Source organism: Sphingomonas sp. Leaf22, from assembly GCF_001421715.1.
Taxonomy (GTDB): Bacteria; Pseudomonadota; Alphaproteobacteria; order Sphingomonadales; family Sphingomonadaceae; genus Sphingomonas.
This window is the reverse complement of record NZ_LMKP01000017.1, coordinates 37,632-51,264: the sequence shown is the minus strand read 5'-3', so window position 1 is coordinate 51,264 and position 13,633 is coordinate 37,632. Positions and strand designations below refer to the sequence as shown.

7 protein-coding genes are annotated in these 13,633 nt (G+C 67.4%); 5 read left to right on the top strand and 2 right to left on the bottom strand.

Annotated features, from left to right (window positions below):
* Positions 1–272 precede the first annotated feature (272 nt).
* Together ASE70_RS09830 and ASE70_RS09825 are read right to left on the bottom strand one after the other, a co-directional pair.
* A complete protein-coding gene (locus tag ASE70_RS09830) occupies positions 273–2,438 on the bottom strand; it encodes a primosomal protein N' (protein ID WP_056504132.1) in 2,166 nt (721 codons plus the stop codon).
* 149 nt (positions 2,439–2,587) lie between these two features.
* Entirely contained in the window at positions 2,588–4,666 is a 2,079-nt protein-coding gene (locus ASE70_RS09825) for a TonB-dependent receptor (RefSeq protein WP_056504129.1), read from the bottom strand.
* Positions 4,667–4,804: 138 nt separating this feature from the next.
* Between ASE70_RS09825 and ASE70_RS09820 the strand changes: the two genes are divergently transcribed.
* The 5 genes from ASE70_RS09820 (at position 4,805) to ASE70_RS09800 (ending at position 13,400) form a co-directional block, all read left to right on the top strand.
* Complete coding sequence (locus tag ASE70_RS09820) at positions 4,805–5,617, top strand: IclR family transcriptional regulator (protein ID WP_056399128.1); 813 nt, start codon at positions 4,805–4,807, stop codon at positions 5,615–5,617.
* A gap of 259 nt (positions 5,618–5,876) precedes the next feature.
* Positions 5,877–7,166, top strand: a complete 1,290-nt coding sequence (locus ASE70_RS09815) for an L-fuconate dehydratase (RefSeq protein ID WP_056504127.1) — start codon at positions 5,877–5,879, stop codon at positions 7,164–7,166.
* 271 nt (positions 7,167–7,437) lie between these two features.
* Positions 7,438–8,652 (top strand): efflux RND transporter periplasmic adaptor subunit, encoded by a 1,215-nt coding sequence (locus tag ASE70_RS09810; RefSeq protein ID WP_235519751.1) that lies wholly within the window; start codon positions 7,438–7,440, stop codon positions 8,650–8,652.
* 3 nt (positions 8,653–8,655) lie between these two features.
* Positions 8,656–11,844, top strand: coding sequence for an efflux RND transporter permease subunit (locus ASE70_RS09805; protein WP_056504125.1), 3,189 nt, complete (start codon positions 8,656–8,658; stop codon positions 11,842–11,844).
* A complete protein-coding gene (locus ASE70_RS09800) occupies positions 11,841–13,400 on the top strand; it encodes an efflux transporter outer membrane subunit (protein ID WP_056504122.1) in 1,560 nt (519 codons plus the stop codon). Before ASE70_RS09805 ends, ASE70_RS09800 begins: the two co-directional genes overlap by 4 nt.
* Positions 13,401–13,633: the final 233 nt, after the last annotated feature.

Below are 13,633 nucleotides of genomic sequence, written 5' to 3'. Positions count from 1 at the left end.
CGCTTCAACCGCCGAACCAAACGCGCCTCCAAGACCCAACAGATGCTCGAGATCACCCTCGACATCTTCCTCGCCAGAAAACGCCTACAGAGTCCGACGTGAACACTCCCCGCGTAGGCGGGGGTCCAGAGCCGAGGGTAACAACGGCTTGCGCTTGTAACTCTGGACCCCCGCCTGCGCGGGGGTACGGCAGGGGGCAGGAATCAGGACTTTTCGCAGACGTCTTGATCAAGTGCGGGGTGACGGTAGTTCTTCGAAGGCTAGGGTGCCCCCTATACGAAGCTGTACGGATCGACGTCGACGGCGACGCGGACCTTGGCGCTCCAGTCGACCCCGTCCAGCCAGTCGCGGATCACGTCCTGTATGTCGAGTGCGCGGGTGGCGTGGACCAGCAGGCGGAAGCGGTGCCGTCCGCGCAGCATCGCCAGCGGCGCGGGGGCGGGGCCATAGACGTGGCAGCCATCGACATGCGGCGCGGCGCGGCCGATCGCGCGCGCGGTCGTCTCCGCCGCGCCCTTGTCCTCCGACGACACGATGATCGCGGCATAGCGGCCGAAGGGCGGCACGCCGGCATCCTCGCGCGCTTCGGTCTCGGCGGCGTAGAAGCTGTCGGCATCGCCCGAGATCAGCGCCTGCATCACCGGGGCGTTCGGCTGCGTCGTCTGGATATAGACATGGCCGGGCTTGGTCCCGCGCCCGGCGCGTCCGGCGACCTGCGCGATCTGTTGAAAGGTCCGCTCCGACGCGCGCAGGTCGCCGCCCTGCAATCCCAGATCGGCGTCGATCACCCCGACACAGGTGAGGTTGGGAAAATGATAGCCTTTCGTCACCAGCTGCGTGCCGACGACGATATCGATATCGCCCGCCTCCATCCGCCCGACGAACTCCGCCGCCTTGGCCGGGGACCAGATGGTGTCGGAGGTGACGATGGCGATCCTGGCGGTCGGCCATAGCGCGGAGGCTTCGTCGGCGATCCGCTCGACGCCGGGGCCGCAGGCGACCAGTGCGTCTTCGGCATGGCATTCGGGGCAGGCGCGCGGGGTCGGGATGACATGGCCGCAATGATGGCACGACAGCCGGTGGATCAGCCGGTGTTCGACCATCCATGCGGTGCAATTGGGGCATTGGAAGCGATGCCCGCACGACCGGCACAGCGTCAGCGGGGCATAGCCGCGCCGGTTGAGGAACAGCAGCGCCTGTTCGCCGCGCGACAGCGTCTCGTCGATCGCCTTGACCAAGGGTGCTGCGATCCAGCGGCCGCGTTCGGGCGGTTGTTCGATCAGGTCGATCGCCTCGATCGTCGGCAACTGCGCCTTGCCGTAGCGGCCGGGCAGCTTCACCTCGGTATAGCGGCCCTGCGCCACCTGTTGCCGGGTCTCGATCGCCGGGGTCGCGCTGGCGAGGATCACCGGGCATTTCTCGAACAGCCCGCGCATCACCGCGACGTCGCGGGCGTGGTAGTGCACGCCCTCTTCCTGCTTGAAGCTGGTTTCGTGCGCTTCGTCGACGACGATCAGCCCGAGATCGGCATAGGGCAGGAACAACGCCGATCGCGCGCCGACCACGACCTTCGCCTGGCCCGACGCGATGGCCCGCCACGCCCGGCGGCGCTGCGTCGATCGCAGGTCGCTATGCCACGGCACCGGCTCGCAGCCGAAGCGCGCGGTGAAGCGTTTGAGGAACGGTTCGGTCAGCGCGATTTCGGGGAGCAGCACCAGCACTTGTCGCTCCGCCGCGATCGCCGCCGCCACCCCCTCGAAATACACTTCGGTCTTGCCGGAGCCGGTGACGCCGTCGAGCAGGAAGGGGTGGAAGGCATCGGCCTCGACCGCCGCGGTCAGCCGGTCGGCCGCCGCATGCTGGTCGGCGGACAGTTCGGGGCGGTGATGGTCGGGATCGGGCGTCGCATAGGGCTGGTCGATATCGACCGACACCGCCTCGATCGCGCCGAGCTTGACGAGGCCGCGGATGACCGCGTCGGACACGTCGGCGATGCTGGCAAGTTCACGCACCAGCCCGCGCCGCTCGCCGATCCGCTCCAGCGCCTGTGCCCGCTGCGGGGTCAGCCGGTCGGGGATTTCGCCGGTCGCGCGATATTCGATGGCGAGCTTCGCCCCCTCCAGCGCGGAATTCGAGGCGAGGCACATGCGCAGCACCGATGCGGGTGCCGCCAGATAATAGCCCGCCGTCCATTCGACCAGCCGGCGCAAGGGCGCGGCGATCGGCGGCACGTCGGCAACGGCGAGGAGCGGCCGCAGGCGATTGTCGCCGACTTCCTCGGTCGCCAGCCGCTCGGCATCCCACACCACGCCCAGCAACTGGCGGGGGCCGAGCGGGGCGGTGACGATCGAGCCCGGCTCGACGGTCATGCCATGCGGCACCCGGTAGTCGAGCGGCCCGAGTGCGGCATTGAGCAGGAGGACGCGGGCGCGGGACATGGACGGGTAGATAGGGTGGTCGGTTCCTCCCGTCATCCCGGCGCAGGCCGGGATGACGGGAGGAGCGAGACGATGACCCCCTTCGTCATTCCCGCCTTCGCGGGGACGACGGGGTATGTGCGCCGCGAGGGCCTCCCCCGCAACCGCGGTTACAGCGCCAGCCGCGCCGTCACCCGGACATCGCGCCCGGCCAGCGGGGCGAAGTCCTTGAGGAAGCTCGCATGGCGGCGCGCCTCGACGTCGAACAGGTTGTTCGCCGACACCATCAGCGTCGTCTTGCTGTCGCGGCCGAAGGGGCGCAGCGAGACCGAGGCGTTGACCATCGTATAGGCCGGGGTCGTCGTTTCCAGATCGGCGACGCGGTCCTGGCGGGTCACATGCTCGACCTCGCCGCGCACCTGCACCAGCCGGCCCTGCGCCTCGATCCCGCCGAGCACGCGCAGCGGCGGGATGCGCGGGGCGGGGCCGCGATCGACGATCGTGGCGCGGGTATAGTCGGCCAGACCGTCGAGGTTGATCGCGGTCTCGCCGATCTTCGCCAGTCGTGCCGACGCCTCCGCCTCGAACCCCCATAGCCGGGCATCGGCCTGCTGGTACTGGAACACCGGCAGGTCGTCCTGCTCGGCACCGGTCGGGTTCTCGTAGATGAAGTTGCGGAACCAGTTGTGATACGCCGACAGGCCGAAGCTGTAGCCGTCGCCCGACCCCTTCAGCGTCGCTTCCAGCCCGTCACTGATTTCCTTGGCAAAACCGGGGTTGCCGACCTCGAACGCCTGCGTGCCGGCATGCGGCCCGTTGGCGAACAGTTCCTCGGCCGATGGCGCGCGTTCGGTGTGGCTGGCGTTGATGCCGATGCGGACATGGTCGGCCAGCGCGACGCTGCCGCCCAGCGATCCGGAAAAGCTGTCGAAGCTGCGACGGATATCGTCGTTGCCGAGCAGCGCGTCGGCCGCGGCGCGCGCGGTGGTATATTCATACCGCCCGCCCGCTTCGGCACGGAACGCGCCCAGATCGAACGACTGAAGCGTGAAGAGGCCGAATTGCTGCGTCTCGCTCTTGGGCAGGAATTTTTCGTCGCCGACGATGTTCAGGTCGCGGAGGAACATCTGTCCGCCCACCGCCCCGCGCCACCCGCCGCGCGCCGCCTGCACCAGTTCCACCCGTGCCTCGATCCCCCGGTTGAAGAAGCTGGTGCCGATTTCGCCGGTATCCTCGATCTCGTCATGGCGGTAATCGGCGAAGCCCGCGCGCAGGCGGATCTTTTCGAGCAGGCCGCCGCCGGTATCGACCTCGGCACGCATGTCGGCGCGGGTCTGCTGGACATGCAGCGTCACTTCCTCCGCTTCGCCGCCGTTCAGCGAATAGCGGATCGGCACCCCGTAGCGGTTGTCGAGATGGTTGACCGAAAAACCGAGATTGCCGGTGTCGGTGACGATCGCGGCACCGCCGGCGACTTCCCACATTTCCGACTGCGAATTGGGCAGCTTGCCCCGCAGGTCGGCCAGCGAACGGACGTCGGGATCGGTGCTGGCGGCGGCCTGCCGGCGCAGCGGCTGCGACAGGATATACCCGCCGGTGTCGAGGTCGTCGGTCTTGCCATAGGTGCCGTCGAGGTGGAACACGACCTTGTCGGTGACCGGCACGTCGACCGCCGCCGATCCGCTCCGCTCGTTCGCGGCCGAGCCATAGGTGGCGAGCGCGTCGACATGGACGGGTTCGGTAGGCACGCGGCGCGGAATGCGGCTGTCGATGACGTTGACCACGCCGCCGATCGCCGACGATCCGAACAGCAGCGCCGAGGGCCCACGCAGCACTTCGATCCGGTCGGCGGTCAGCGGGTTGATCGCGACGGCATGGTCGACCGAGGTATTCGACACGTCGAAGCTGCCGATCCCGTCGGTCAGCACGCGCACCCGCTCGCCCTGAAGCCCGCGCAGCACCGGACGCGAGGCGTTGGGGCCGAAGCTGGTCGCCGACACGCCGGGCTGCCGCGCCAGCGTCTCGCCGATGGTCGGGCGCAGTTCGCGGGTCAGTTCCTCGCCGCTCAGGACACTGGTGCCCGACAGGATGTCGGCCTGGGTGCGGGCATAGGGGGCGGTGACGATGATCTCGGGCGGCGCATCGCGGTGATAGTCGTCGCCGGTCGCCGGTGCGGCGGCAGTCTGGGCGAAGGCGGCGGCGGGAAGGAACAGGGCGGCGCTCGACAGCCACAGGGCGGCACGGACCATTTGATACGACTCCGAAGTACGATGATCCGTCGCGCTACCGTAATATGATACAACATATCAAGTCGTTTGTGCGATGCAGCGACGACGGTACGGCGCATCGGGTTGCACGGGCAGCGTTTTTTGGCGAGGGTTGCGGCCATGACCACCGTTGTCCCGGACCCCGCCGCCGAACCCGATACCGACGCCGGGGACGATCGCCGCTATCGTGCGCCCGCGCTCGAAAAGGGGCTCGACATCCTCGAACTGCTGGCCGGTTGTGCGACGCCGCTGACGCTGACGCAGATCGTGCAGCGGCTGGGGCGGTCGCATGGCGAGTTGTTCCGGATGGTGCAGGTGCTCGAATATCGCGGCTATCTGACGACCGAGGCGGGGGGCGAGGGCTATAGCCTGAGCGACCGGCTGTTCTCGCTGGGCATGAACCAGCCGCGCACCCGTTATCTGATCGAGGTCGCGTTGCCCGAAATGCGGCGGCTGGCGCAGGATACCGGCCAGTCATGCCATGTCGCGGTCCATACCATGGGCGACATGGCGGTGGTCGCGCGGATGGAATCGGCCGAACAGCTCGGGTTCTCGGTGCGCGTCGGCTATCGCCGGCCCTTGTTGCAGGCGGCGTCGGGGGCGGTGCTGTATGCGTTCCAGCCCGACGACGTCCGCGCCCGCTGGGAAAAGCTGCTCGACCCGCAGCCCGATGCCGCAACGCTGGCGGCGTTCCGCATCCATGCCGACGAAATCCGCCAGCGCGCGGTCGAACGCACCCCCAGCCGCTTCGTCAGCGGCGTGACCGACCTGTCGGCCCCGATCCTGCGCGGTGGTGGTGCGGCAGCGGCGCTGACCATGCCCTATCTGGCGAAGCTCGGCGAACCCGACGCGATCGATGCGGCGGCGGCCGCGGTGCAGGCGGCGGCGGCGCGGATCTCGGCGCAACTGGTGGACGACGACCATCATCCTTGAAGTTTGCAGTCGGGTTCCGAAACGCACGTCACCCCGGGCTTGATCCGGGGTCCCGCTTCTTCTGCTACACTGGAAAGAAAGCGGGACCCCGGATCAAGTCCGGGGTGACGAGAGAAGGAGCTAGCCCCTTCAGACTACCCGACGCTTTCCAGTTGCAAGCAAAAATCCGTTCACATATGAAAACGGTTCGGCATCGATATCGCGGTGACCGGAACGGGGCGGATCGATCATTACCGGCGATGCCCCATGGGGGCTGCACATGACGATCATCACCCGGCTATCGGTGCACGACATCCGGTTTCCGACCTCGGCGTTCCTCGACGGATCGGACGCGATGAATCCGGAGCCGGACTATTCGGCGGCTTATTGCATCCTCGAAACCGACACGCCGGGGCTGGAAGGGCATGGCCTGACCTTCACCATCGGTCGCGGCAACGACCTGTGCTGCGCGGCGATCGCGACGCTGGCGCCGTTGGTCGAGGGGCTGTCGCTCGACGATATCCGCAGCGACGGCGCAGGCTTCTGGCGGCGAATGACCGGTGACAGCCAGCTGCGCTGGGTCGGCCCGGAAAAGGGGATCATCCACCTCGCCACCGGCGCGGTCGTCAATGCGGTGTGGGATCTGCTGGCCAAGGCCGCCGGCCTGCCGCTGTGGGATTATATCGGGTCGATGTCGGCGGCCGAGATCGTCGGCCTGATCGATTTCCGCTACATCACCGACTGCATCACCCCCGACGAAGCCGTGGCGCTGCTGGAAGAACGCGCGATCGGCAAGGCGGAGCGGCGGCAGACGCTGCTGGCGGAGGGCTATCCGGCCTATACGACGTCGCCCGGCTGGCTCGGCTATTCGGACGAAAAGCTGGTCCGGCTGTGCCGCGAGGCGGTGGCCGACGGCTTCACCCATATCAAGCTGAAGGTCGGCGGCGATCCCGAAAACGACCGCCGCCGCGTGGCGCTGGCGCGGGATACGGTCGGGCCGGACATCGACCTGATGATCGACGCCAATCAGGTGTGGGAAGTGTCCGACGCGATCGCGCGCGTCAACGACCTCGCCTTCGCCAAATTGCGCTTCATCGAGGAGCCGACCTCGCCCGACGATGTCGAGGGGCATCGCGCGATCCGCGAGGGCGTGAAGCCGGTGCAGGTCGCCACCGGCGAGATGTGCCAGAACCGCATCGTCTTCAAACAGTTCATCATGCGCCACGCGCTCGACGTGGTGCAGATCGACGCCTGCCGGCTGGGCGGTGTGAACGAGGTGCTGGCGGTGCTGCTGATGGCGGCGAAGTTCAACCTCGCCGTCTGGCCGCATGCCGGCGGCGTCGGGCTGTGCGAATATGTCCAGCACCTTTCGATGATCGACTATCTGTGCTTTTCGGGCGTCAAGCACGACCGCGCCGCCGAGTTCGTCGATCACCTCCACGAACATTTCGTCGATCCGTGCATCGTCGAGCGGGGTGCCTATCGCGCACCGACCCTGCCGGGCTGTTCGATCGAGATGAAGCCGGAATCGCGCGAGGCGTATCGCTGGACGGGCGGCGCATCGGTTTAAACCGGCACCTATCGTCACCCCGGGCTCGACCCGGGGTCCCGCTTCTTCTTCGTCTTCGGTCGGGGAAAAGCGGGACCCCGGATCAAGTCCGGGGTGACGATCCGATGCGGCCGGACGGTCCGGGCCAAACCCCGCGACAATTTGCGACAACTCGCGCATTGCGTCGCTTGACGCCAAGCGTATGAAAACGGTTCATGAAACTTTCGGGTGTCCGGCCGGTTATGCGGCCGGCGCATCCGCGCCGTATCCCGTCGTGAAGGTTGCCGCCTTGATCCGATCCGCGTCGTCGCGCGTTCGCCCGTGCCTGTTGCTGTTGTCGTCCGCCTTGCTCCTGTCGAGTTGCGGCAGCAGCGGCGAAAGTGAGGAAAAGGGCAAGAACGGTCGCGGCAATCAGGGACCGGCCGCGGTCGGCTTCGTCGTCGTCCAGCCGACCAGCGTCGCCCAGACCGCCGATCTCGCCGCGCGCGTCGTCGCCTTCCAGCAATCCGAAGTCCGTCCGCAGGTCGCGGGACTGATCCGTCGCCGCTTCTTTACCGAAGGTGCGTTGGTCCGCGCCGGACAGACGCTCTACGAGATCGACCCGCGCCTGTACCGGGCGCAGACCAACGAAGCGGTCGCGAACCTGAACAGCGCGCAGGCGAATGCCGAGGCGACGCGCGTCCGTGCCGAACGCTATCGCCCCCTTGCCGAGATCGAAGCGGTCAGCCGTCAGGACTATACCGATGCCGCCGCGCAGGCGCGGCAGGCCGCCGCCGCCGTCGCGCAGAGCCGCGCCCAGCTGGAAACGGCGCGCGTGAACCTGTCGTTCACCAACGTGCCCGCGCCGATCACCGGGCGGATCGGGCGCAGCTATTTCACCGAAGGCGCGCTGGTCACCAGTAACCAGACCGATCCGCTGGCGGTGATCCAGCGGCTCGACCCGATCTTCGTCGATATCCAGCAATCGGCCGCCGACCTGCTCGCGCTGCGCCGGCAACTGGCGAGCGGCGGGGCGGTGCCGGCATCGGCGGCGGTGCGCCTGACGCTGGAGGATGGCAGCGATTATGGCCGGACCGGCAGCGTCCAGTTTGCCGAGGTGATGGTGAACGCGCAGACCGGCACGGTGACGCTGCGCGCCCGCTTCCCCAATCCACAGGGCGTGTTGTTGCCCGGCATGTTCGTCCGCGCCAAATTCGCGCAGGCGATCGACACGCAAGCAATCCTCGTGCCGCAACAGGCGGTCAAGCGCGATCCCAAGGGGCTGGCGACGGTCTTCGTCGTCGGGCCGAACGATACCGCCGTGCAGAAGACGGTGCAGGCCGATCGGACGCAGGGTCAGTTCTGGGTCGTGACCGGCGGGCTGAACCCCGGTGACAAGGTGATTACGCAGGGTACCGCGAACCTGCGCCCGAACGCGAAGATCCGGCCGATGCCGGCGAACGCGCCGCAGCGTATCGCCCCCAAACCCGCCGGTGACGCCGCGTCCGCGCCCGCAAAGGCCGGATAACGCATGTCCCGCATCTTTATCGACCGCCCGATCTTTGCATGGGTGATCGCGATCATCACCATGCTGGCCGGGCTGGGCGCGATCCTGTCGCTGCCAATCGCGCAATATCCCGACGTCGCCCCGCCGCAGGTCAATATCCGCGCGACCTATCCCGGTGCCAATGCCGAGACGATCCAGAATTCCGTCACCCAGATCATCGAACAGCAGCTGACCGGCATCGACGGCCTGCTCTATTTCAGCTCGCAAAGCTCCTCGCGCGGGCAGGTGACGATCAGCGCGACCTTCGACAAGGGCGTCGATCCCGACATTGCGCAGGTGCAGGTCCAGAATCAGGTGCAGCAGGCGCTGTCGCGGTTGCCGCAACAGGTCCAGCAACAGGGCATTCGCGTCACCAAATCGAACCCCGACTTCCTGATGATCGTCGGCATCTTCGACGAAACCGACCAGCGTACCAATGGCGACGTGTCGGATTATATGGAGGCGAACCTCGTCGAGCCGCTGGCGCGGATCAACGGCGTCGGTGAAACCAACGTGTTCGGGTCGCAATATGCGATGCGTATCTGGCTCGATCCGGCGCGGCTCGCCTCCTTCTCGCTGATGCCCGGCGACGTCATCACCGCGATCCAGAACCAGAATACCGAAGTCGCCGCCGGCGAGCTGGGCGGCCAGCCGTCCGGCCCCGAACAGCAGCTGAACGCGACCGTCACCGCGCAGTCGCGGCTGCAGACCCCGGCGCAGTTCAGGGCGATCATCCTGAAGACCCTGCCCGACGGGTCGACCGTCCGGCTGTCCGACGTCGCGCGGATCGAACTGGGGCAGGAAAATTATTCGGCATTGAGCCGGGTCAACGCCCATCCCGGCGCGGGCCTCGCCATCAGCCTCGCGCCCGGTGCCGACGCGCTGGAAACCGCCGAGCTGGTGAAGGCGGAGGTCGAAAGGCAATCGGCCAAATTCCCCGCCGGCCTGACCTATGCCTATGCCAACGACACCACCGCCTTCATCAAGCTGTCGATCGAGGAAGTGGTCAAGACGCTGATCGAGGCGGTCATCCTCGTCGTCATCGTCATGTTCGTGTTCCTGCAAAGCTGGCGCGCGACGCTGATCCCGACGATCGCGGTGCCGGTGGTGCTGCTCGGCACGTTCGGCGTCTTCTATCTCTTCGGCTTCTCGATCAACACGTTGACGCTGTTCGGCCTCGTCCTTGCCATCGGCCTGTTGGTCGACGACGCGATCGTCGTCGTCGAGAATGTCGAACGGTTGATGGAGGAGAATCCCGACCTCTCGCCGCGCGACGCGACGATCCAGTCGATGGAGGAAATCCAGGTCGCCCTGATCGCGATCGGTATCGTCCTGTCGGCGGTGTTCCTGCCGATGGCGTTCTTTGGCGGATCGACCGGGGTCATCTATCGCCAGTTTTCGGTGACCATCGTCGCGGCGATGATCCTGTCGGTGCTGGTCGCGCTGATCCTCTCGCCCGCGCTCACCGCGACGCTGCTCAAGCAGAAGAAGCGCGGTGAGGACGGCAGCTTTGAGGGCGGCTGGCTGGAGCGCAAATTCCCGCGCGTCGCCCATGTCGGCGAACGACTACGCAACGGCTTCAACAGCCGCTTCGACAGGGGCGTCGCGAAATACGAACGCGGCGTTATCCACGTCATCGACCGCAAATGGCTGTATCTGCTGCTCTATACGGCGGTGCTGGCGATCCTCGCGCTGCTATTCTTCCGCCTGCCGACCAGTTTCCTGCCGACCGAGGATCAGGGTGCGGCGTCGATCCGCTTCCAGTTGCCCGCCGGATCGACGCGCGGTCGTACCGAAGAGGTGCAGCGCGCGGTCGAAAAATATCTGATGACCTATGAGAAGGACAATGTCCGCACGCTGCTGACCGTCGCGGGTGGCGGCGGTGGCGGGGCTGCGGGGCAGAATACCGGACAGGGGTTCATCAACTTCACCGACTGGGCGGACCGTCCGGGCAAGGACAACGGCGCCGATGCGATCATCGACCGCGCCTCGTCCGCGTTCCGCAATTTCCGCGATGCGCAGGTCTTCGCGCTGCTGCCGCCCGCCGTGCGCGGGCTGGGGCAGGCGAACGGCTTCACCATGGAATTGCAGAACGCCAGCGGGATGAGCGCGGCCGATTTCGCCGCCGCGCGCGACAAGCTGCTCGCCGCCGCCAGCGCCGATCCGATGCTGACCGGCGTGCGCCTGTCCGAACTGCCCGACATCGCCACGCTGAACGTCGATCTCGATCAGCAGCGGCTGTCGACGCTGGGGCTGACCCAGGGCGACGTCAACAACACGCTGTCGACCGCATGGGGTGGTCGCTACGTCAACGACTTCATCGATCGCGGCCGGGTGAAGCGCGTGTTCGTGCAGGGGGACGCGCCCTATCGCAGCGAACCCGGCGACCTCTCGCAATGGTTCGTGCGCGGCAGCAACGGGCAGATGGTGCCCTTCTCGTCCTTTTCGCGCACCGGCTGGACGGTCGCGCCGACCACGTTGTCGCGCTTTCAGGGCCTGCCCTCGTTCGAATTTCAGGGGCAGGCGGCGTCGGGCGTCAGTTCGGGCGAGGCGATGGACCGCATCGCCGAACTCGCCGGACAGATTCCGGGTACCAGCGTCGCATGGGCCGGGCTGTCGTTTCAGGAACGGCTGTCGTCGGGACAGGCACCGATCCTCTACGGCCTGTCGATCCTCGTCGTGTTCCTGTGCCTTGCCGCCCTGTACGAAAGCTGGTCGATCCCGATCGCGGTGCTGCTGGTCATCCCGCTCGGCCTGATCGGCGCGATCGCGTTCGTGACGCTGCGCGGGTTGGAGAACGACGTCTATCTCCAGATCGGGTTGCTGACGACGATGGGCCTTGCCGCCAAGAACGCGATCCTGATGATCGAATTCGCCGAACAGGCGGAAAAGAAGGGCGCACGCGTCATCGATGCCGCGCTGGAGGCGGCGCGCATCCGCCTGCGTCCGATCCTGATGACCTCGCTCGCCTTCATCTTCGGCGTGTTGCCGCTCGCGATCTCGACCGGGGCGGGGGCGAACAGCCGCATCGCCATCGGCACGGCGGTGATCGGCGGCATGTTCACCGCGACGGTGCTTGCGATCTTCTACATTCCGCTGTTCTTCGTGCTGGTCCGGCGCGGGGTGCGCGACGGCCTCGCCAAGTTGCGCGGCCGCAAGGAGGTGGCGGCATGAAGCGGCTGACGCTCGCGCTGCCGGCGCTGTTGCTGGCGGGTTGTTCGATGACCCCGGCCTATGAACGGCCGCAGGCGGTGGTGCCGCCGTCATGGCCGGTCGGCGATGCCTATTTGAAGCAGCGCGAGGCGACGCTGCCCGCGCTGACCTTCGAACAGGTGTTCACCGACCCGCGCCTGCGCACGCTGGTCGGACAGGCGCTGGTCAACAACCGCGACCTTCGCATCGCCGCGGCCAATATCCGGGCGGCGCGCGCCCAATATCGCATTCAGCGCGCCGACCTGTTCCCACAGATCGATGGCTCCGCCCGCTACAGCTATCGCGGCACCGGCGACGGCGCGACCACGACGACCATTCCCGGGACCGTTGGCAACGGGACGGGCACCGGCGGCACCGGTACCGGCGGGACGATCGTCACCAGTGGCCGGTCACCGAGCGCCTTCTCGCTCGATCTCGGCGCGACCGCGTTCGAAATCGACCTGTTCGGCCGCATCCGGTCGCTGACCGAGGCCGAACAGAATCGCTATTTTGCGACCGAAGCCGGCGCACGCGCCACCCGCCTGACGCTGGTCGGCGACATCGCCGAGGCATGGGCCGCCTATGGTGCCGACCGCAGCCTGATGACCATTGCCGAGGCGACGGCGGCCAGCGCCCGGCGCAGCGTCACCCTGACCAGCGCGCGGCTACAGGGCGGCGTCGCGCCGCGCACCGACCTGCGGCAGGCCGAACAGATCCTCGCCACCGCGCAAAGCGACCTCGCCGAACAGCGGACGCAGGTGGCGCAGGACGTCAACGCGCTGCAATTGCTGGTCGGTGCCCCGGTCGATCCGGCGTTGCTGCCCGCATCGATCGACATCGTGTTGCCGACCATCGCCGACCTGCCGGCGGGAATCGATTCGGGGATATTGCTGCGCCGACCCGACGTGGTGCAGGCCGAATATGAACTGCTCGCCGCCAATGCCGATATCGGTGCGGCGCGTGCGGCGCTGTTTCCGCGCCTGTCGCTGACCGGGCTGGTCGGTTTCGCCAGCGATGCGCTGCGCACGCTCTTCACCGGTGGCGCATTCAACTATTCGGTCGCGCCGTCGCTCAGCTATCCGATCTTCCGCGCCGGGGCCGGCCGCGCCGGCGTCGAATTCAGCCAGGCCCAGCGCGACGCGCTCCTCGCCACCTATGAACGCACGATCCAGTCGGCATTCCGCGACGTATCCGACGCGCTCGCCCGGCAGGGGACGATCGCCGAACAGACCCGCGCCGACCGCGCGAACCTGCTCGCGGCGCAGGACACGTTCCGCCTGACCGAGGCACGGTATCGCGGCGGCATCGACACCTTCCTCACCAGCCTCGACGCGCAGCGATCCTATTACACCGCACAGCGCCGGCTGGTCGCGACGCAGCTCGTCGCGGCGACCAACCGGGTGACGCTGTACCGGACGCTGGGCGGCGATTCGCTGCTGGAGGCCGGCGCGAACGGGCCGGTGCCGGTGGCGGATACCGTCGCCCCAGCCACCAACCGTGCCCCCGCGCAGGCGGGGGTCCAGAGCCAGGATCGATAGGCTCCGTTGTATCGCCCTGGACCCCCGCCTGCGCGGGGGTACGGCGGAAGGCAGGGAACCGGCACGTTCGTGAGAACCCGGATCGATTCGGGACCTCTACGAAACGCCGTTTACCGTACCCCGGCGAAGGCCGGGGCCCAGTTGGGGGACGTTCGTACCGTACGGAAAAGCCTTCCCAACTGGACCTCGGCCTTCGCCGGGGTACGGCGCGGTTTGGTTCAGCGCGCGACTTT